19 protein-coding genes are annotated in these 22,082 nt (G+C 40.6%); 6 read left to right on the top strand and 13 right to left on the bottom strand.

The features are described from left to right. Positions 1-20 precede the first annotated feature (20 nt). From PSE83_RS11460 to PSE83_RS11485, 6 genes are all read left to right on the top strand, one after another. Positions 21-944, top strand: coding sequence for a DUF2877 domain-containing protein (locus PSE83_RS11460; RefSeq protein ID WP_180312289.1), 924 nt, complete (start codon positions 21-23; stop codon positions 942-944). Beyond that, positions 934-2,484 carry an acyl-CoA synthetase FdrA gene (gene fdrA / locus PSE83_RS11465; protein ID WP_004262956.1) on the top strand — a complete coding sequence of 517 codons (1,551 nt, stop codon included), beginning with the start codon at positions 934-936 and terminating at the stop codon, positions 2,482-2,484. The genes PSE83_RS11460 and fdrA overlap by 11 nt, the downstream gene beginning before the upstream one ends. Continuing rightward, positions 2,484-3,899 (top strand): DUF1116 domain-containing protein, encoded by a 1,416-nt coding sequence (locus PSE83_RS11470; protein ID WP_196724726.1) that lies wholly within the window; start codon positions 2,484-2,486, stop codon positions 3,897-3,899. Before fdrA ends, PSE83_RS11470 begins: the two co-directional genes overlap by 1 nt. 244 nt (positions 3,900-4,143) lie before the next feature. Continuing rightward, entirely contained in the window at positions 4,144-5,706 is a 1,563-nt protein-coding gene (locus PSE83_RS11475; RefSeq protein ID WP_004262962.1) for a hypothetical protein, read from the top strand. Positions 5,707-5,782: 76 nt separating this feature from the next. Beyond that, complete coding sequence (locus tag PSE83_RS11480; protein ID WP_004262965.1) at positions 5,783-6,733, top strand: carbamate kinase family protein; 951 nt, start codon at positions 5,783-5,785, stop codon at positions 6,731-6,733. A 141-nt stretch (positions 6,734-6,874) separates the two neighbouring features. Further along, positions 6,875-8,263 carry an amidohydrolase family protein gene (locus tag PSE83_RS11485; protein ID WP_164564284.1) on the top strand — a complete coding sequence of 463 codons (1,389 nt, stop codon included), beginning with the start codon at positions 6,875-6,877 and terminating at the stop codon, positions 8,261-8,263. A gap of 51 nt (positions 8,264-8,314) precedes the next feature. Here the strand turns inward: PSE83_RS11485 and PSE83_RS11490 are convergent, their stop codons facing one another. The 13 genes from PSE83_RS11490 to PSE83_RS11550 form a co-directional block, all read right to left on the bottom strand. Continuing rightward, on the bottom strand, positions 8,315-9,289 hold the full coding sequence (locus PSE83_RS11490) for a nucleoside hydrolase (RefSeq protein ID WP_112307994.1): 975 nt from the start codon (positions 9,287-9,289) through the stop codon (positions 8,315-8,317). 24 nt (positions 9,290-9,313) lie between these two features. Next, complete coding sequence (locus PSE83_RS11495; RefSeq protein ID WP_164564282.1) at positions 9,314-10,315, bottom strand: LacI family DNA-binding transcriptional regulator; 1,002 nt, start codon at positions 10,313-10,315, stop codon at positions 9,314-9,316. Between the two features lie 76 nt (positions 10,316-10,391). Beyond that, the gene (locus tag PSE83_RS11500; RefSeq protein ID WP_004262975.1) at positions 10,392-11,777 is read right to left on the bottom strand and encodes an MFS transporter; all 1,386 of its coding nucleotides are present in this window, start codon (positions 11,775-11,777) and stop codon (positions 10,392-10,394) included. Positions 11,778-12,008: 231 nt separating this feature from the next. Then, positions 12,009-12,260 carry an acyl carrier protein gene (locus PSE83_RS11505; RefSeq protein ID WP_172766738.1) on the bottom strand — a complete coding sequence of 84 codons (252 nt, stop codon included), beginning with the start codon at positions 12,258-12,260 and terminating at the stop codon, positions 12,009-12,011. 3 nt (positions 12,261-12,263) lie between these two features. Further along, positions 12,264-13,988: a hypothetical protein gene (locus PSE83_RS11510; RefSeq protein ID WP_172766737.1), complete on the bottom strand. Its 1,725-nt coding sequence runs from the start codon at positions 13,986-13,988 to the stop codon at positions 12,264-12,266. A 78-nt stretch (positions 13,989-14,066) separates the two neighbouring features. Next, entirely contained in the window at positions 14,067-15,314 is a 1,248-nt protein-coding gene (locus PSE83_RS11515) for a hypothetical protein (RefSeq protein ID WP_172766736.1), read from the bottom strand. Positions 15,315-15,317: 3 nt separating this feature from the next. Further along, entirely contained in the window at positions 15,318-16,646 is a 1,329-nt protein-coding gene (locus tag PSE83_RS11520) for a type III secretion target, IpaC/SipC family protein (protein ID WP_272660859.1), read from the bottom strand. A 20-nt stretch (positions 16,647-16,666) separates the two neighbouring features. Then, positions 16,667-18,580, bottom strand: a complete 1,914-nt coding sequence (sctE, locus tag PSE83_RS11525) for a type III secretion system translocon subunit SctE (RefSeq protein ID WP_172766733.1) — start codon at positions 18,578-18,580, stop codon at positions 16,667-16,669. Between the two features lie 10 nt (positions 18,581-18,590). Continuing rightward, positions 18,591-19,112, bottom strand: a complete 522-nt coding sequence (gene sicA / locus PSE83_RS11530) for a type III secretion system translocator chaperone SicA (protein WP_110592716.1) — start codon at positions 19,110-19,112, stop codon at positions 18,591-18,593. 92 nt (positions 19,113-19,204) lie between these two features. Continuing rightward, on the bottom strand, positions 19,205-20,326 hold the full coding sequence (locus PSE83_RS11535) for an EscU/YscU/HrcU family type III secretion system export apparatus switch protein (protein ID WP_004262995.1): 1,122 nt from the start codon (positions 20,324-20,326) through the stop codon (positions 19,205-19,207). A 20-nt stretch (positions 20,327-20,346) separates the two neighbouring features. Beyond that, on the bottom strand, positions 20,347-21,141 hold the full coding sequence (sctT, locus tag PSE83_RS11540) for a type III secretion system export apparatus subunit SctT (RefSeq protein WP_172766732.1): 795 nt from the start codon (positions 21,139-21,141) through the stop codon (positions 20,347-20,349). Then, complete coding sequence (gene sctS / locus PSE83_RS11545) at positions 21,138-21,410, bottom strand: type III secretion system export apparatus subunit SctS (RefSeq protein WP_004262998.1); 273 nt, start codon at positions 21,408-21,410, stop codon at positions 21,138-21,140. The genes sctT and sctS overlap by 4 nt, the downstream gene beginning before the upstream one ends. A 13-nt stretch (positions 21,411-21,423) precedes the next feature. Beyond that, entirely contained in the window at positions 21,424-22,080 is a 657-nt protein-coding gene (locus PSE83_RS11550; RefSeq protein WP_172767530.1) for an EscR/YscR/HrcR family type III secretion system export apparatus protein, read from the bottom strand. Positions 22,081-22,082: the final 2 nt, after the last annotated feature.

Raw genomic sequence — 22,082 nt, forward strand, 5'->3', positions numbered from 1 at the left:
TAAATAGGATAAGGAGGCATGTGAACGCATCCATATCTCATCGGCAAAGGTTATACGGGCTAACGGCTGATACACATTTTCTCAATCTGTTGAATCAGCCACAACCCCAAGGAATGGTAGAACAAGTATTTAATAAAGCCATTAACTTTTCTATTGATAATGTACTTTATACTTTGCTTTGTTCTCAATTAGATAATGCACCAAATAGTTGCCGATTAATCAATAAAGACTTTTCTCTTTTCGATATTAAAGAAGGAGAGACTATTAATTTATCGAATAAAGAAATATTGATTGGTAGTCATTATTTAATATCATTTTCTTTATGTAAAGAATGGCGGCAACCAGTTATCAACTTTAGTGATAACGAACTAAAGAAATCAAATTATTTATTATATATCGAAGAACAAATAAGTAATTTGGATTTAATCTTAACTGAAAATAAAAATTCTCTATTTAAATATCAGGGAGATAACTTTTTTTATCTCTCTATGACAGAGCAATTGGTTCAATTACGCTCTGAATTGATTGAGTCAATAATTAAGAAAAATAAAGAAAATATTATTTATGTGATCCGCCAGTTTGTTGGATTAGGTATCGGGCTAACACCTTCAGGAGATGATTACTTAGTTGGGTTAATGGCATTTTTATTATTAACCGGTCACCCGGCTGCCACTTTTTACCCTGAGTTTTATCAAGGAATAACCCAAAGCTTAAGCCAGACGACACCTATCAGTGCCATCACATTAGAAAAAGCATTAAACCGAGAATATCGCGAAAATATGCAGCAATTAATTCAATCATTAGTTGATGCGAAAGAAACAAATATTTATCCACAATTTTTAGAGATTTTAAATATCGGGTCGAGTTCTGGCAGCGACATGCTATTTGGCTTGCGAGATGCCCTGTATATCACCCATTATTTCGGAGAAAACTATGTCGACTAAAGTTGTCATAAAAAAGAATACCTATTTTGATTCCGTATCACTGATGTCTATTTCGACAAAAGCCAATCAACTCGACAATGTTGAGCAAGCGTTCGTCGCAATGGCAACAGAGATGAACAAAGGTGTTTTACGTAATTTAGGTTTACTAACACCTGAATTAGAAGAGGCTAAAAATGGCGATTTAATGATTGTCATTAAAGGCCCAAGTGATGAAGCTAACGAAGCCACATTAATTGCTATCGAAGATTTATTTAATAAGAAAAATCAAGGCGGCGGGCAGCATGAAGCCAAATACGCCACCATTAATTCAGCGAAAACACATATCCCAGATGCCAACCTTGCCGTCATTTCAGTAAATGGTCAGTTTGCTGCCCGTGAAGCACGCATTGCGTTAGAAAATGACCTCAATGTCATGCTATTTTCCGATAACGTCTCCATTGAAGATGAACTCGCACTTAAACAGCTGGCTAGCAAAAAAGGCTTACTGATGATGGGCCCTGACTGTGGAACTGCCATTATCAACGGAACCGCGCTGTGCTTTGGTAATAGCGTTCGCCGTGGCAGCATTGGCATCATCGGTGCATCCGGTACGGGTAGCCAAGAACTTAGCGTCCGTATTCACGAATTTGGCGCAGGGGTTTCCCAATTAATTGGTACTGGTGGTCGCGATTTAAGCGAGAAAATTGGCGGTATCATGATGATTGACGCCCTGAAAATGCTTGATGCCGATGATGAAACCCAAGTTATCGCATTGATCTCTAAGCCACCAGCTCCTAACGTTGCGAAAAAAGTGTTAGAACAAGCGGAAAAATGCCACAAACCAGTTGTTGTGTGTTTCTTAGGTAGCCAACCACTACCAGAAGACAAACCCGGTCTAACCTTTGCTCAGGGCACCAAAGAAGCCGCACTGAAAGCCGTTCTATTAACCGGTATTCGCAAAGAAGATTTAGATTTACACCCTCTTAATTTACCACTTATTGACGAAGTCAGAGCAAAGCTGAAACCTGAGCAGAAATATATTCGTGGCTTATTCTGTGGTGGAACGCTATGTGATGAAGCCATGTTTGCCGCCTTGGAAAAATACGATGATGTTTACAGCAATATTCAGCCAAACCCTGACTATCGCTTAAAAGACCTCAACAAAAGTATTGCGCACACTTTCCTCGACTTTGGTGATGACGACTTTACCAACGGTAAACCGCACCCAATGATCGACCCAACTAACCGCATTGAACGCTTATTACAAGAGGCTCGCGACCCTGAAGTTGGCGTGATTATGATGGACTTCGTTTTGGGCTTTGGTTCTCACGAAGACCCAGTAGGCGTGATGATCGACGCGATTAAAGAAGCGAAGAATATTGCCAAACAAGATGGGCGTGAATTAGAAATTTTAGGCTATGTGCTGGGTACTGACCAAGACACACCGTCGATGGATGCGCAGGTCAAAATGCTAACAGATGCCGGCGTTATCTGGGCAAGTAGCAGCACCAATACCGGTTTATTAGGGCGTGAGTTTGTATGGAAAGGGGAGAAAGCATAATGACTTCATTATTTAAGCAGCCATTAAATGTCATCAATGTTGGCATCGAAATGTTCAGTGATGACCTAAAAAAACAACATGTTCCGGTCACACATTTAAATTGGACTCCTCCCGGACAAGGCAACGTTGCGGTTATCCGCGCCCTCGACCAAATTGAAGGTAATGCCGCACTACAAGAAAAAATTGCGGCCGCCAATGCTCAAGCGCTTGAGCGCATTATTCAATCTCAACCAGTGTTAATCGGTTACGACCAAGCGATTAATGTGGTTCCAGGCATGACCAAAAATACTATCCTACACGCAGGTCCACCGGTTGCTTGGAAAGATATGTGTGGCGCGATGAAAGGTGCGGTGACGGGAGCGCTGGTTTTCGAAGGATTAGCGAAAGACTTAGCTGATGCAGAACGTGTTGCGGCCTCGGGAGATATCATTTTCTCCCCTTGCCATGAACACGATTGTGTAGGTTCGATGGCTGGTGTCACTTCAGCATCGATGTTTATGCATATCGTTGAAAATAAAACCTATGGCAACCGTGCATTCACTAACCTCAGTGAGCAAATGGCGAAAATCCTGCGCATGGGTGCCAATGATCAAAGTGTAATAGACCGTTTAAATTGGATGCGTGATGTATTAGGCCCAATGCTGCGCGACGCAATGAAAATCATTGGTGAAATCGACCTGCGTTTGATGCTTGCTCAAGCACTGCATATGGGCGATGAGTGCCATAACCGTAACAATGCAGGGACAACCTTACTGATTCAAGCGCTTACAACAGGGATCATTCAAACTGATTTCTCTGTCGCCCAACAAAAAGAAGTATTTGATTTTGTTGCAAGCAGCGATTACTTCTCCGGTCCAACGTGGATGGCGATGTGTAAAGCATCAATGGATGCGGCTCACGGTATCGAATACAGCACGGTTGTCACGACCATGGCGCGTAATGGCTATGAATTTGGTTTACGCATTAGTGGACTACCAGGCCAATGGTTCACAGGGCCTTCTCAGCAAGTTATCGGCCCAATGTTTGCAGGCTACAAACCTGAAGACTCTGGTTTAGATATCGGTGACTCCGCAATCACAGAAACCTACGGTATTGGCGGTTTTGCTATGGCAACAGCGCCAGCTATTGTGGCACTCGTTGGCGGTACGGTAGAAGAAGCGGTCGATTTCTCTCGCCAAATGCGTGAAATCACCTTAGGTGAAAACCCGAATGTCACTATTCCATTATTGGGCTTTATGGGTATCCCTACAGCTATTGATATTACGAAGGTTTCAGCCAGTGGTATTTTACCTGTCATCAACACAGCCATTGCCCATAAAGATGCGGGCATCGGTATGATTGGGGCAGGTATTGTTCACCCGCCGTTTGATTGCTTTGAAAAAGCCATGTTGGCCTACGCACAGAAATATGCTTAGTTTTCAATCATAAAAAAGACGCCCAACTCCGGTTGGGCAATAAAAATAAAACGTGAACCCTGATTAATTTTATTTGAAAAACAGTGCTGTAACTCAAAATGTAGGGGTATACCCTAAATAATTTGAATTGCAGCTAGGCGGCAAGTAAATGAGTCCCTAGGAGCATACACAAGTATGTGACTAGGGTGAATGAACGCAGCCAACAACGCTGCGGTTCAAAGTATGACGGGTATGGGAGTATTTTATGAATATACTAAATATCAAATGGAAACGTGGGGATTTGGCCGCCTACTTCGGCTTAATGACCAATAACCTAACCAACCTACTCACCATGATGGGTCTCTTGATTTTCGTTGTCGGAATCCCATCAGAAATTGTTTACGGCCGTATCGCACCAGCCTTTGGTTTCGCTGTTTTACTTGCCAGCGTGAGCTATGCTTACTTTGGCCAGCAAATGATAAAGCAAACTGGACGCAATGATGTCACCGCTTTACCATCAGGGCCGAGTGCGCCTTCTATCTTTACGGTGACGTTCTTAGTCATCATGCCTGTCTACCAAACAACACAGAATGCTGAATTTGCGATCCAAATTGCGCTAGTTTGGTGTTTTGTCGAATCAATGATCCTCGTCGGTGGTTCTTTCTTAGGTGAAACCATCCGTAAGATGATCCCACGCACCGTACTGTTATCCTGTTTGTCCGGTTTAGGATTACTGTTACTAGCGATGAACCCGATGCTGCAAGCGTTTGAAGCACCAACGGTTTCATTCATTGTGCTGTTATTAATTTTCATTAACTGGTTTGGTAAAAAACCGATTTTTGCTCGCATCCCAACTGGCTTATTGCTGCTAATTGCCGGTACGGTATTGGCATGGGTTTCTGGCTTGCAAAGTGCGGAAGCAATCAAAGACTCAATGGCGTCATTTGGTTTCAACCCGCCGGGCATCCATATTGATAGCTTCTTCCAAGGCCTGCCACACGCTCTGCCTTACTTAGCGTCTGCGGTACCACTTGGCTTAGCAAACTATATCTTCGACCTTGAAAATATTGAAAGTGCGCATGCTGCAGGTGATGAATATAATACTCGTAAGGTCATGTTAGCTAACGGTTTATCGTCTACAGTTGGCTGTTTTATGGGTAACCCATTCCCTGTCACTGTTTACGTCGGCCATGCGGGTTGGAAAGCCATGGGCGCTAGTGTGGGTTATACCCTAGCATCCGGTATCACTATGTTTATCGTCCCATTATTCGGTATCGGTGCCTTTATGTTAGCTATCATTCCAATGACCGCTATCGTGCCAATACTGGTGTTTATCGGTGTCGTCACCGCCAACCAAGTTGTGCGAGAAACGCCAAAAATTGAAGTTCCCGTTATCTTTATCTGTCTATTCCCATGGATTGCTAACTGGGCATTGACGATGGTTAATAGTGTCATGGGCGCGGCGGGCACCTCTGCGAGTGCAATTGGTGTTGAAACCTTGCTACACAAAGGTGTTTATTACCAAGGTCTAGTTCATTTGGGTAACGGTGCGCCGTTAGCCAGTATGTTATGGGGCTGTATTGCTATCTTTGCTATCCTCAACCAACCACTGCGTGGAGCCATTGCTGCTGCAGCGGGAGCAATATTAGTATTCTTCGGAATTATTCACTCCCCAGCGGTCGGAATTGCTACTGGTTCAACCTTGATGTTTGTTTACGCATACCTCATGATGGCAGCTTTATTTGTACTCAAACACTTTTTAGATAGCCGGAAATCGGTGGAAGAACAACAAGCTGAAAAATCTGAGAAACTCAGTAAGTCAGTGTAACTAAGCCAACCTTTTATAGTAGGTGTGCGCTGTACACCTACTATCAGCTAAATCTCTGTCTCAGGAAACATTAACAATGAAAGAACTCGTGGTTGTTGCCATCGGGGGCAACAGTATTATCAAAGATAACAACAGCCAGTCTATCGAAGCTCAAGAAAAAGCCGTTCAAGAAGTCGCACATCATATTAGTGACATGCTTGAAGGTAATTACAACATTGTTTTGACCCATGGAAATGGACCTCAAGTTGGATTAGATTTGCGCCGTGCAGAAATTGCACACGAAACCGAAGGTTTACCTTTAACACCGCTGGCTAACTGTGTGGCAGATACTCAAGGCGGAATTGGCTATTTAGTTCAACAAGCTTTGACTAACGTCTTAGCAAAACGCCATAACCGCCAAGCAATTACAGTAGTGACACAAGTTGAAGTCGATAAAAACGACCCAAACTTTAGCGCGCCAACCAAGCCGATTGGGGCATTTTTTACTGAGCAACAAGCTCAGCAATTACAGCAAGAAAACCCAAACTGGCATTTTGTTGAAGACTCTGGTCGCGGTTACCGCCGTGTGGTGGCCTCCCCCGAACCAAAACGTGTGATTGAATCACAAGCAATCCGCACTTTAACAGAACACAATTATGTGGTGGTTGCTGCAGGTGGTGGCGGTATTCCAGTCATTGATAACGGCAATGGTGGCTACAAAAGTGTTGACGCGGTGATTGATAAAGACCTCTCAACAACTTTACTGGCGAAAGAGCTCAATGCCGATATTTTAATTATCACCACAGGTGTCGAAAAAGTGTGTATTCACTTCGGCAAACCTGAACAAAAAGCACTTGGCGAAACCAGCACTAGCGACATGCAACGCTACATGGAAGAAGGCCATTTCCCAGCGGGTAGCATGTTACCGAAGATTGAAGCCAGCCTATCGTTTATTGCCAATGGCGGTAAACGTGTGATCATCACCACCCCTGAAAAGCTACCAGAAGCCTTACGCGGTGAAACGGGAACCCATATTGTTCAAGGGTAAGTTTCTATAATCTGGATCATGCGAATTTTTTGTTAGTCGCAAACCGCAATATTCCTCAGATCGTTTGATGACGATCTGAGTGGGTAAGTGTCGCTTAAAAACAGGAAATTCGACAGTAAATGGATATCACTAGGAGTTTCTATGAAAGCAGAAAAATCATCAGGCAGAAGAGAGTTCCTTTCCACCAGCGCTAAAGTCGCAGCCGCTTGCACTTTATTCGGCGCGGTATCGGGCTTTGCCTCCGCTCAAGACCAAACTAGCCAAAAAGCAAGCCAGTCCAGTATTACGGATAAACATTATTACCTCGATGACGTATTACTCGAAACTGGCTTTAATTACCAAGATTCAACGGTCGTCGGCACCCAAACCGCATTACACACTGTAGAAATCCGGGACGGTAAAATTGCAGCCGTTTTACCGAATAAACAGCATGCTGATGGCACATTAAATGCCTATAGTGCGCAAGGCAAACTGATGCTACCGGCCTTTCGTGACATGCATATCCACCTTGATAAAACTTTCTATGGCGGGCCATGGCAAGCGCCACAGTCACGTGAAGGCAAAACCATTATGGATATGATCGCGTTAGAGCAAAAATTGCTACCTGAATTACAACCTTTCACGGAAGAAAGAGCGAATGCGCTGATCGCACTGATCCAATCCCAAGGATCGACCATTGCTCGTAGCCATTGTAATATCGAACCCGTTTCCGGTTTAAAAAATTTAGAAGCCTTACAAAAAGTGCTTGGTGAACACCAACAAGACCTAACTTGCGAAATTGTCGCCTTTCCGCAACATGGTTTATTACATTCCAAGTCAGAGGGTTTAATGCGTGAAGCCATGCAAGCGGGCGCTCATTACGTTGGCGGTTTAGACCCAACCAATGTAGATAGCGCGATGGAAAAGTCTCTCGATTCGATGTTCCAAATTGCATTGGACTACAACAAAGGCGTGGATATTCATCTGCATGAAACGAGCCCTGCAGGCGTTGCCGCTATCAATTATATGATTAAAACGGTGGATGAAAACCGCAGCTTACGCGGTAAAGTGACCATCAGCCATGCCTTTGCACTGGCAACACTCACCCCTGAACAAGCGGAAAAAACGGCAAAACAGTTGGCTGAGCAGCAAATTACCATTGCCTCTACCGTCCCGATTGGCACACTGCATATGCCACTGAAAACCCTAAATAAAAATGGGGTATTTGTGATGACCGGAACGGATAGTGTGATTGACCATTGGTCGCCCTTTGGCCTAGGCGATATGCTAGAAAAAGCCAATTTATACGCGCAGCTGTATACTCGCCCTGATGAACTATCGCTGTCCCGTTCGCTTGCCATCGCAACAGGCAATATTCTGCCGTTAGATGAAAAAGGCCAACAAATGTGGCCAGCTAAAGGGGATGACGCCAGCTTTGTGCTGCTTGATGCATCTTGTTCTGCTGAGGCAGTCGCACGGATTTCCCCAAGATTCGCGACTTTCCATAAAGGCCATTTAGCCCACGGAATAATGCCAAAATCCGCTTCATAGTGATAATTAACATAAGAATAGCGCCTTTAGGTGCTATTCTTTCATGCCACACTATTTTTTCAGTTTAAGCGTATTAAAGATTAAATCTAATAAACCTGAGTTATCTACGGATTGCAGCACAGTAATTGGCTTTGTTTTTGGTTCAGGAACCCCAACCCGTAAGCGCAGTGCGTCATAGCAAAAGCTTTTACCGCGCAGCACTCCCTGCAGCTCAATACCTACGTGCTTTTTATCATAAGTCACCAGGCTCTTATCCAATAACCATGCTACGGTTAACACATCATGTATCCAACACCCTGCTAAATGACGTGTCGCACGTGAATAATCCATCCACGGTCGCATTGTTGCCACAAGAAAACGGCTCAGTGGTGTACCAATTTGAGCAAGCTTATCAAGATCTTCATGCACCATTTGTGTTTGTACTGTGACATCCATCGGCACTAAAGTCAGGTTTGCTCCACTATTAAGCACCGCGTAGGCCGCTTCAGGGTCGACGCCAAAATTGGTGTCTTTCAAGTACCCCGGCACGTTAAAAACCGCCCCCATGATCACTATCTCTGCCACGTTTTGAGCCATGTCAGGAAACAGTTGCATTGCTATTGCGATATTGGTTAATGGGCCAATGGCAATAATCGTGACTTGTTTTGGGTTCTGGCAAACTAACTCGCCAATACGTAACGCGGCTTCTGGGATAGACTTCGGTAAGCTAGGTATGGATGGAAGGCCATCCCATAGGTGCGTAAGTTGCGCTCGTTCAGCGCCGTTATCGAGTAGTTCACGCCATGGTGCGCTAGTTTCAACCAACGCTGACGACGCACCACGATAAACAGGAATATTTTCACCCAGTGAATGAACTAAATGACTAGCAACGTCAAAGCCAATTTCGCTAGGTGTATTACCCGAAACTGTGGTGATCATTTCCAATTTGATTTCAGGTGCAGCGATAGCCAGCGCAAGTGCTAGGCCATCATCAACATTAGCACCAACGACCCCATTACCGGGGTCGCAATCTATAATCACACGCATAAATTTCCCTGAAACAATAAATAATCAGCACCCACATGAGTGCCCGATTTGTAATTCAAATTCCACTTCACAAATGGCTTCTTTTTGCGGCCAATTTTGTAAGATGTGTATCGCTTTTTGCGCTATTTTATCAACAGGCTGGCGAACAGTTGTGAGAGTTGGAACAGTATATTCTGATTGCACGGTACCGTTAAAACATACCAGTGCAATATCTTCTGGTACGCGTAATTTTAATTCTGCTAAGGCTTTTAAACAGCCAAAAGCTTGCAATTCATTCGTGGCAAAAATAGCTTCGGGGAATCCCTCTTCCCGCATCTGATAGATAGCTTGGTAACCCCAATCACGGGTGTATTCCCCCGATAAAATCCATTTTTGTTGTATGGATAACTCCGCTTCTGTCAGCGCAGCTTTCCAGCCATTTAAGCGGTCTTGTGTGTTGAGCATCTCATTCGGGCCACAAATAATGCCAATATTTTGATAACCATGCTTAATGAGATGACGGGTAATTTTATAGGCGGCCAGTTTCTCATTCACTTGAATGGTACTGATCCCTTCTGCGGCCTCAATCCTATCAAGCATCACACAGGGCGTGCCCGATGACTGAATTAAATCAACATAGGGATGCCGGTCAACACTGGTATAAATAAGCCCTTCAACTTGCCTGAGCAAAAGGTTATTAATCAGCTCTTTTTCACGAACCCGAGAATCCCCCGCATCCCCCAGTAACAAAACATGCCCATATTTAAACGCTTCACGCTGCAAAGCATGCGCAATAGAGGCTAAAAAGGGGTTAGAGATATCGGGGATCACTAGCCCATAAGTTTGCGTGCTCCCTGAAGCTAGGGCTTTTGCAATACCATTTGGCCGATACCCCGTTTTTTTGATTGCTGCTAACACCTTTTGCCGCGTTGCCTCTGCAACAGGACGAGGGCCATTGTTAATCACATAACTGACTACCGCAACCGAGGTTCCGGCTTCGCGGGCAACATCTACCCGCGTCACTTTACGGTCATTTGTATCTGACACCCAGCAATTCCTTTTTCTAACATGACTTTGCCAAAGAATAGCAGCCACTCTGACTTTTATATACAGCCATGCTTACTTATATCGCATCTTCTGGTAGATTTAGGTCACGGCCTCGCGTTTCTGGTGCAAAGAATGTGGTTACTAAACCAATACATGCCATCGCAATAAAATAAACGGCTATCGGCCACCAATGCCCTGTCCATGACAATAATGCAGATGCCACCAGCGGCGCAGTACCACCAGATAAAATAGAACCAAGCTCTTTAGCGAAAGCCATTTTAGTATAACGATTACGTACACCAAATAACTCCACCCCCCAAGCTGCTTGTACGCCAAAAATCCCTAGTGATGCTAACCCCATCCCAATAACAATGGTTGGAATAACAATCATTGGCTCTCGGGAGTCTAATAACATGAAAGCGGGCACGGCATACAACATCAGTAAAAAACAGAACCAGCGATAAACAATCCGACGCCCAAATTTATCTGATAACCACCCGGCAAATGGAATGATGGCAAAACCAAGAATTGACGCTATCAAAACCGCCGTTGTTGGCACAGATTTATCAACCAACAATATTTTGGTGACATAACCGATAATAAAGCCTTGAGCAAGATAAGATGGGCCGTTTTCACCAATACGTAACCCGACCATGGTCCAAAATGCCCGCGTTTTTTGCCAAAATGAACGGTTGTCTACAGGGTGAGCGACAGCATCAGATTCCAATGCGAGGCGGCGTTCTTCAGCAAGTTGCTCTTTTTGCCGCTCAAAAACTGGCGTCTCACGCATATGTTGACGAATAAATAATGCCGCCAATGCAATCAAAATACTACCAAGGAAAGGGATCCGCCATCCCCATGACATCAGGCTCTCTTTGTCCATTTGTAACACTATCAACCAAATCATTGAGGCCAGTAATGTTCCACTGTTGGAGCCTAATGCAATAATCGAAGAAACTAAACCACGGCGTTTTACTGGCGCATATTCTCCCAACATCACAGTACCACCGGATAGTTCAGCCCCCGCTCCTAGCCCTTGAGCAAACCTTAGGATCACCAAACAAACAGGTGCCCAAACACCAATTTGTGCATGGCTGGGTATTGCACCAATTAATGTAGTCGATAGCCCCATCAATGCAATCGTGATGACCATAACCATTTTTCGGCCATGTTTATCACCTAGCCAACCAAAAAATAACGCGCCTATTGGACGTGCAATAAACCCAACTGAATAGGCTGCAAAACTGGATAACAGCGCCATAATAGGCGTTGCATCAGGGAAGAAAACATCACCGAAAATAATACCTGCCGCTAAACCATAGAGAGCAAAGTCTGCATATTCCATGGTTGTACCTAACCAACAAGAAAAAATCGCCCGCCGGAAATCTTTTTTTCCTTCTGGCGTACTTAACCGCTCTTGCGCGGCTTGTTGGTTCGCCTCGATATTTAATTGTGTAGCCATAGTGATAAACCCTTGGTGTTGGCGCGAAGCCTATTAATCAAAAAATCTAACTGGCGTTTTTTATTTACTTAAAGGATAGTCTACGCGCGTAGAATTAAGCAAACGAGGGTATGCTATTTTGTGAGCATTATCACTTGATGACAAAAATATGAATTTTAAATGACTGAAATGACACGATAGGAAATAAATCAACAAAAGCCACGCTCGTATAAATACTGTGGCTTTCTGTTTTTATTTAACACTCAATAGATACTCGACAATATCCTGTAAATTATACCATTTCATCCAGACTTCATCGCTAATGGGTTGCCCGGTATACTGCTCAATGGCTGCTATCAACTCCAACATTTCCAAAGAATCAATATGCAAATCTCTTATTAGGGCTGAGTCCATGGTAAAAGATTCCGTTATTCCTGAATAAGTCCGGATTTCCTTAATTTTATTTTCTACCCATTGTTGCTGAATTAAATTCTGTGCTGTCATTTCTTAACCTTTTTCAGAACGGGTAGTATTATCGTTATAGCGTTCTTTATCTGCTTGATTACGGGTTAACGCCCCCATCTCCGTTAACGTGACTGATTGGCTTGTTTTCGCATCAGATAACTGCCACGTTATCCTCTTTTCTCCTGTTACTTCATCAACAATTTCTGTAGATTTAAAGCTGCTACTGAATGTATTGGTATTATTGGGGATCCCCATTTTTTCCGTACTTGACGCTATCGGCCCACTCGCATAACGTTCTTTATCAGCTTGGTTACGGGTCAGCGCCCCATGACCTGATAAGATGATATTTTTTTCTTCCGGAACTTTAGCTTGCCAACTTTTTTTCGTTTCACCCGTCATCTTGTCAGTAACTTCAACTAATTCGAAGCGTCTCGCTGACACCATTGGTTTAGGAAGTAACGCGTTTATATCGGGACTAAACTTAGACTCAGCAGATGCTAATGGTTTGCTACTGGCATGTGCAGATGGATCCCGCGAACCGTCCAGAATGCTTTGGCGCAACTCATCAGCCAAAGAATGCCCCTTTTCCACTGCGTTTCTAGCTAATGCCACCTGTGGATTATTATTAACTTGAGGAATATCTAACGTGCTTTTAAACCTAAGTATACTGGGCTTATTGTCACCCTCTTCGGGGCTATTTTTTTGAACTGACTCGGGTGTTCGGCTATCTACTGTTTTATTTTCAAACTGACTCGTTTTGATCCTTTCGTTATTTACAGTAACCAATTCTTTTGGCATCGCATAATAATTGTTAATGACGTAATTATTCACGATTGATTTAGAAGACGCAGGCGCTGAACCATTAGATGAAATAACGGAGTCAGTACCACCATCCACACTATCCTCTGGTTTGCTATTTTTCGCAGGATTTGTTGTTACACTATTTTCAGTATTGCCATCCATATTTATAGAAACACTTAACTGCCCCATAATTTCTACTTGTTGTTCCAATGCCAAAAATATATTATGTAGCTGTAAGAGCCTATCAACTGGTTTATCAGTTTCATGTTCTTTCAGTTGGCTTTTCTCTTCCGCAATTAACCCTTCTTTGTCTTTTTTAAGAGATGCATCAAATAACTTATCAACCGGTAATTCTTCAATAGTTTTTTCAGATAAAAAAGGCGTTAGTTTATCTTTAATTGCAGGATAAACATATTTATCTACAAAACGTTGAGACAATTCATCTATATTATTATCACTTAAAATATTATCAAAAAGCTCAGTTTCAAGAGTTTTTTGCGATGATTTGATCACCTGCTTAAGGTCTTTATCACTATGGCTACCATTAACTTGCTTAATTAATTTTGCAGCGCAGTCTAATACCTTTGATTCTTTAATTTCATCAGGAGTCAATAGTGTCAAAATAATAAGGGCATTTTCCGGTTGATACTGCAACTTTTGCCCTTGGAGATTGCCACTATGCCCCAAATTCAGAGTGTTGGTTACCATTTCCAAACTGATATCAGGGTATTTTTCAGTTAATAGCGATTTAATTATATTCGCCTGTGTTTTTTGGTTATTCAAATGTAAGTCATCACTTTTACTTGAAATATTAAATGTTTTATCAATGACCTGTTCTTTTAAAGGAAAATAAGCTTCCTGACCTACATTATTAACTGAGTTTATATTATTTGAAAATAACTTATTATCTTTTTTAGAAATAGAGAGTGTATTATTTACAGTGGATGATACTGCATTTATAGACATTACTCCTCCTTATTAATTAATATAGAGAAAAATTTCGAAAACGACTTTCTTCTACGAAAAGTAACTAATGCTCTATCATTACATATTGACATAGCCATTATTATATTGTTGTAAGTCTTTATATAATTGAATAAGTAACTGAGTTAAAGTTTCAAAGTGACTATTATCTTGTCGAAAGGTTTCTAATAAACGAGATACGGAGCTATTAATCGCATTTTTTTGGCTATCTATCGCTGTTTGTAAACTTTGAAACTCTTGAGACATAATGTCACTACCATCATTCCATGCGCCGGATGAGTGATTAATCGCATGAAACATCTCTTTGACTGGCTTTAAATCAGGAAATATATAAAGCTCACCCTTCATTCTTTTAACAGTAAACCCTTGTTCTGATAATTTTTTTTCCCAGAAAGTATACTCTTGCTCAGTACCTTTTATTTTCATTAATGGCTTAGCATTATCAAAATCAGGTTTCCATTTTCCAAAATACTCGCCGATCTCTATTTTTCCTATATCTATTTTATTTAACTCATCGAGTTTATCCTGAAGCTGTTGGTACTCATCCTGTAAGGCTCTAAGTTTACGGTTTGCAGCATCAAGAGATTGTTCTACCCCTTTATTGGGGAAAAGTATTATCATCTGTTTAAATAATTTTATTTTTTTATTTTCTTCAGCTATACCAACCTGCAATTTTGCCATATTTAAGGTATACCCTAGCGATTTATCTTTCACCTCATCTTTGTCGGTTTTTACCACTTTGGCCACACTAGTCCCAGAGTATTTCGCAACTATTTCATCCATTACCCTTAAAGTATCTTCTATTTTAATATGGATTTTACCATTTTTACCTGCCTCTATATAACGAGACAGCTTACTGGCTAGCGTGTTCATATCTTGCATATATTGAGTTGACGCCTTAACTAATTCACCGTATTTTTTTTGATAATTCACATGAATATTATCAATCAAACCAGTCAGCCTATTAATATGCGAGCGGCCATCTTCGAGAGTTTCCGTTCTTCTCGTGGCTCTTAATGCTTTAGCCTCCTCATAAGCATCATTTGCGCTCTTATTTTCACGTACCAACATTCTTGCCCTAAGCTGTATATTTTCAGGGGAATCATTTTGTGGTCGTTGCTGATAAATCCCCTCCGGTACGCTATATTGCATTTGTCGGAACACATCCAGCACTTGTTGGTGAGGCATAAGTGACTCATCAAAAGTAATCCCCCCCCCAAAAAGGGGGAGGTGTGGTTGCTCTGTTGATGTCGCCTGCGGCGAAAAATGAGAAATGTTGTCTAGACGAGAAGGAGATGTAATATCCATTCTTTAGCCTCTCACCATACTTTGCATTGTTCTTAGGCTACCTTCACGAATTTCACGTAAATGTTCTTGCATTTGTTTCGCAAGGTCCTGGCTCTTATCGATTTGCTTGTCTTTATCTGAATAAACTGAACGTGCAGTATCCGCAACGGATTGTTCAATCATTTTATCCGCTTCCGCCGATTTCACATTGACTTGATTTGACGCCGTCGCGAGTTGACCCGCATTGTCTGACATTCGAGAAGCTTGCTCTGCCACCCCCATTTGCACACGAGTTTTATTCATGATTTGGTCGTGCTTCTCATGCTGTGAGGCACCTAAATCTCTTGTACGTTTACTAGCCTCTTCAATCCTTTGATTTGAAAGGTTTTTTTGACTTTGTGAAGCTTGATTACCCAGCGTCACTGTTGAGCCATCTTTACCCGTCAGACTCAATGTATTCGGCTTCGTTGAGACGCTCTCTGTATTTCCATTTAACCCCGATAACTTACTAGCACCACTGATATTTTTATTGCCTGGTATCAAGTTATGTTTTATCGATTGCTGTTGCTGGCGCAGCCCTCTTGCTTGGAAGGCTCCGCCTGCAGCTGTAATTGCAAGAGCCGTAAAAAAGCCCATCATAGCCCCTTTAAAGGTTTCTTTACCTTCACGAATCGTTGAATCCGCAGAAGCTTGTACCATTTTGGCATTTAATTGCAGAAACTCCGCACTAATACGACGATCTGAAATGTTTATCTCTGCCATCACTTTGCGAATAATTTTCGACAACTCCACCAATAAGTCATTACTAATAATTCCAACAAACGTGTTGTTTTTAATGCCATCAATAGGCTCTTGACCTTTATTACCACCTTCAACCTGCCTAGAAGGCGAATCTTTGAAGAAACTGCTGGCAATCAATAATTGAACAGCTTGAGACATTTGTTTTAAATCGGCTTCATCTGGAAGCTGAGCATCTCCAACTAATTGTTCAATATGACTTTTTTCTTCTTCTAATACCTTGCCAATTGCCTGTCGAATATTTTCTGGTGTCAGTGTTCGAAAAGTATGAAGATCATCCAATGTGGCTAATTTATCGGAATTCGTTAACGCAGAAATGTCCGCTAGCATCTGGTCATCATGCATTGAAAATTGAACCATTTTTAATAATGGCTTATCCATCACCATCTCAGCCCCTGACGCCATTGCATGCACATCATTTAAATGCACGCTTTGCAGTAAAGGAATGGCTACTGTTTTTGTATTACTGTTAATTGTCGGGGAAACGCTACTAAAACTGACAGGCTTATGAAATAAAATTGGCTTATTTGATTCTGATTGAATATTAAGACTCATTTGATAAATTCCTATATTAACTATGCAAAGCGGGCTGTTTTCAGCATATTGACTTTCGTTTGACCTGATTGATTTAATGACGCCAGCATTCCGCTAAACATTTCCTCAAATTTCTCATAGTTTTGAGACATGGACTTCAGAAGATTTTTTAATAACTCATCCAACGCTTGAATGGTTTCACTGTTAAGCATCATATCTGCAAGCATTTCTTTCATATCTCGAATTTGCCCCGCGGCATGCAAATTTAGCCCTCCGGTTGTTGCCGTATTCGCAACCATCAATGTCGCTCCAGTCCCCTTCATACCCACTTCAAGGCGAGCCACTGCAACGCTTTGCGTTTTAGTCGTGTTTACGGCTTTATCTGAGGTTTTGGTGATATCCGTAATATTGTCTGCTTGGTCTGCCGCTTTATCGGCCGCTTTCACGGTGTCTTTTATGTCATCAGCTTTTCTAGCTACCTTAGTGGTAGTTTTTACTGCTTGCTGTAAATCATCAATACTATCGGCCAACTTGTTAAATTTAGTGAGTACCACCATATTATCCGCCGATTTTCCTACCTTACCGGCTCCATTCGCGATATTACCTAAGGCATTCATTAAACTATTTGGCATCGATTTAATAATGCTTTTCAATAATGCTCCTGCGTTTTTAGCAAGCGTTTTTACTGAGTTACTGACAATATTGCCGATGTTTTTCGCAAAAGATGACATAGAAGCTAATGAAAGCGCTAGAAATGCGATTGCCGCCAAAATCATTCCAACAATACTGCCAATTTGTTTCGCTTTTTCCTCTGAGACACCAAAAGTCATCAGCATGTCGGTAACAACACTAGAAATTTCAGCCGCTAGCATCTGCATAAGGCTACTTTGTCCCGTTTCTTCCAAAACGATATCAGCCACTGAGATAGCAATACCGATAGCAGCAACTGCAAGCGTTAGTGGTGCAGCGGCGCCAAAAGTCGCAACAGTGGCGACAACAGACACAGCAAGCATCACATAGCTAAAAATTTTACTCGCACAAGAGGCCGCTTTGTTCGCTTCATCAGCTTTACGCTGTGCTTCTTCCGCCTCTTTGGCTTTTTTATCTGAATCTTTGCGAGAAGCTTCATTGACTGTTGCCATCACGGCTTCTTGCTCTTTCATATTGCGAATCGAATCTTCATTCATCGCCTTTTTAAGTTGAGCGGTTAACATCGTAAGCAGTGCCAGCGTGTTTTCCCATTTTTCACCATCAATCTCGACTCGTCGTGGCGCTGTTTCTACAAATTGATTGAGTTTTTTTGCATCCTCACCTGCACTTTTCGCATAATTACCAGCCGACTCAAGCAAGTTATCGATTTTGGTGCCTAAATTTGTAATTTTTGTATTTTCTGCCTTAATTTGCTGCTTAATTTTCTCTTGGTTTCCACCCTTCAAAGACTTGAGATTCGCTAAACGCTCTTTACTTTCGGCACGCTCTTGTATTAAAGCATTAGCTTCGTTATTAAGTGCACTGGCCTTGTCCGTATTACTTGTAAAAGAACTTAATAAATCATTTCCTTTTTCTCGAAGTGTATTTGATTCTATATTTAACAATTGGAGGCGATTAGCTAGCTCACTAATATTCCCTTCATGTAATAACTGGCGTAATGCCGTAAGGCTACCAACAAGTACTGAAGCCGCATTAAACCCCTCTTCTTTTAGGAATAATTTTTCTTCTTTTGCCGCGGCTGCCTTGAACATAACGGATAAATTATTTTTAGGTGCAGGTAATTGTGGTGCATTTTCAATACGGCTGCGCTTCATCTGCTCTGTTGACGTTAATTCTTCACACGCCATTTCTAAAGCTAATACCGACTTGATGCACTCATCCCCTAATCCAATAGGATTACTGCCTTGTAGAAATGTATGAATATTATTTATTCGTTCATTACTTGAATTGATAATTTGAACCATATAATTTCCTCTACGTTATATTAGGATTTTTATTTTCTAAATTTGTCTTTTCTAGTTTTTTTTCTAATGCGGCTAAATAAGCTTGAGATTTATTTTTTAAATCAATATCTGTACTGCTTTTTACAACGCTTTCAAAACAATGAATTGCGGCACTGCTTTTTTTCATCATTAAATTGCACTGTCCTGCATGGAATAGTGGGCGGTAATCATTTTTCGCCAATACAAATGCGAGAGCATATAATTCTGTTGCCTTGTCATATCGTTTCGTTAATTGATAGACAGCAGCAAGCCCCATCACATAATCTGTATTATAGAAATCATAAATACTTAAAAATCGGAAAAAAGTTTCTGCTTCTTTTAATTTACCTTGTTGATAGAACTCGTATGCATAGGAATAAATACCATCCATTGTACTTTGTGGGATCCCGTGAATATCTTTATAAGTTGCACCATCCATTAGTGCAGTTGTAATATTGTCAAGTAATTCTTCCATATCAGATTGTTGAAAACTCTCTGTTTCCGCATTATTCATATATTTACCTTATTGTTGATATGTAATGCATAACATATACTTTATGCTTGCATCATAATTAACCGATTTGATTCTTTCTTTAAAAAAACGATTTAAGTAATAAACAAATTATTAAGCTCGCTATTATTTTTCGAATATGCCTCGTTCTCTGATATTTTTTCTAATGCTTTATCAATATCGACTCCCATTTTTACTAATTCTATACGGATTAACCATGATATTATTTGCATAACATCCTCTAGTCCTTTTTCATCGATAAAACTATCATTTTTATATGACCGCCATATTTGCCTTGCTAAAACGATATCCCTAATAACGGGAACACCTTGTTGTTCCGCGTATTTAATAATTGCTTTTGCTTGTGAGCCTTTACTTTTAGAGAATAAAAAGGGCAATGGTGCAATATTCGAATCATAATAAATAAGCAATGCAATATGCGTTGGGTTTGCCATTACAAATGTTGAATTACGAACATTTGATTTAACCTCTTCAGACAATAATTCCTGATGCATTCCTCGACGTGCACTTTTGATATGAGGATCACCTTCATTATCTTTGTATTCCTTTTTAACCTCTTGCTTTTCCATTTTTAAGTTTTTAATATACAAAAAGAATTCAGCTATTGCATCAACCAAGATAATAATAAGAGCAACTGCAAGAAAGACGACAATAAATGTTACGCACAAACTAACCCATTGGCTAATCATCCCATTAATCATTGTTCGGTAGAGCATAAAAATATCTTTACGCCAAACAATAAAAAAGACTAATATTGATATAATAAAGACAATTAAATACAAAATCGCCTTAATTAACTCTTTCAATGAATTCAATGAAAATATTTTTTTAAATCCTGCAATTGGATTTAATTTAGTAAAATCAAGCTTTATTGCTTCACTGGCCAATCTAAATCGACTTTGTAATAAAGAAATAATTGTACCGGATAAAAAACAAGTAAATAGAACAGGTAATACAATACTTAAAAATATCGTGAAGAATTGCCAAAGTAGTGCATCAATTTTTATCTCCGTTGGGGATAAAAATATTTTTCGCATTAACCCACCCAGTTCATATAAACTAGATACGCCTTCAATAACAAATGCACTTACGACTAATACAATTGCCGCAACGCTATCTTTACTCTTAAAACTTTGCCCTTTTTTAGCTGAATCTCTAATTTTTTTATCAGTAGGTTTTTCTGTTTTTTCAGCCATATTTATTTATATCCATAAAATCAAGAAGAAAGGAATATGTCTCGCAGTGGTGAAATCGAAATCATATTGACTAATATCTCTGGGACCTCATTATGGAAATAAAGTAAAAAAACACAGAAAGCGATGATTGATTTTATTGCTAAAGATAATGAAAATGCATTTAATTGAGGGCAAAAACGGGAATATAGCCCTAAGGCAACCTCTGTAATAAATAATGTCACTAATATGGGTGCAGTTAAAACAACTCCATTGACTACCATTTTATTTAACCATTCCCCTAAAGGAAGGCTATTGAATGACGCAAATCCATGGGCAAAGGGTAATAACTGATAGCTCTGTGCGAATAGATTAGCAAGTTGATACATTCCATTTTGTGCTAAGAATATCATACACGTAATATGACTTAATAATACAGCAAGCTCCGAAGCCTCGGTTCCGCTCGCAGGGTCAACAATACTACTAATCGTCTCGCCACGCTGCGCATCAATTAATTCGCCAATAATATTGGCTATCATAAAAGGCAGCGCTAATATCAGTGCTAATACGAGTCCAATCGAAATTTCATAAATAAATACATCAACAAAATTAATTTCATCCCATTGTATTTCATAGGATGAAAAAAAAGGCCATAAACCTAATGCAATATAAGCCACCACACAGTTTTTAATAATCCCACCATTAAGTAATTTGTTACTTAAAAAAGGTAATAAAAACATCACTGGTGCAATTCTCAACCAAGCTAACGCTATTTTTATCAATCCTTCTTGAAAGATAAAATAGAGCGAGAACATCAGCGATAGTATTTCCTGATTCATCCGAATAACCCAATAGCAGGGATAGCAGCGCTTAAGGTTTCTAATGCGAAATTCATTACCTTATCGGATAACCAACCAGAGATCATAAAAAGTGAGCCAAAAACAGCTAATAATTTAATACCAAAAGGTAATGTTTGCTCTTGAAGTTGCGTGACAGTTTGTAGTAACCCTACCAATAATCCTACTGCAGTAGCCACTATTACTGGTATTGCAGATAATATAACGATTAATAGCATCGTTTTATTACTTAAATAAACGATTTGATCCATAGTATCATTCGCTTTAATGCTGTGCTAATTCAATGTATTGCATCACTAACCCCTTAGAAATCAGTGACCAGCCATCAATTGCAACAAATAGAATTAATTTAACAGGAATCGAAATTGTTACTGGGCTCATCATCATCATACCCAGTGCCAATAAAATGCTGGAAATAACTAAATCAACTACAACAAAAGGTAAATAAATATAAAAACCGATTTCAAAAGCTGATTTTATTTCGCTTAATGCATAAGCAGGTAATAAAGAAAATAATGTAGCTTTACCTTCATCGGCGGTTATTTCCTCTTCACTTCGACCTTGTTGTATTGATTCAAAGAACGTCACTAACTGTGGATCTGAATATTTTTTCAAATACGATTTATATCCCCCTAGCCCATTCTCAACAAAATTATCGATTGATTCGACATTACTAAAATCAACCTGTTCTTGTCGCATATGATTATTCACATCCTGTAAAACTGGCATCATAACGAAAATAGAAAGTAACAATGCAATACCATTTAATACCATGGTAGAAGGAACTTGTTGAACGCCCATCGCGTTGCGTACCATAATTAATACAATAGATATTTTTAAATAACAGGTGCCTGCAGCAATAACAAATGGCAATAATGTCGAGAATGCGATAATCGCTAATAATGGGATCCCATCAGGTATCG

The sequence above is a fragment of the Providencia sp. PROV150 genome (assembly GCF_028481025.1).
Lineage (GTDB): Bacteria > Pseudomonadota > Gammaproteobacteria > Enterobacterales > Enterobacteriaceae > Providencia > Providencia hangzhouensis.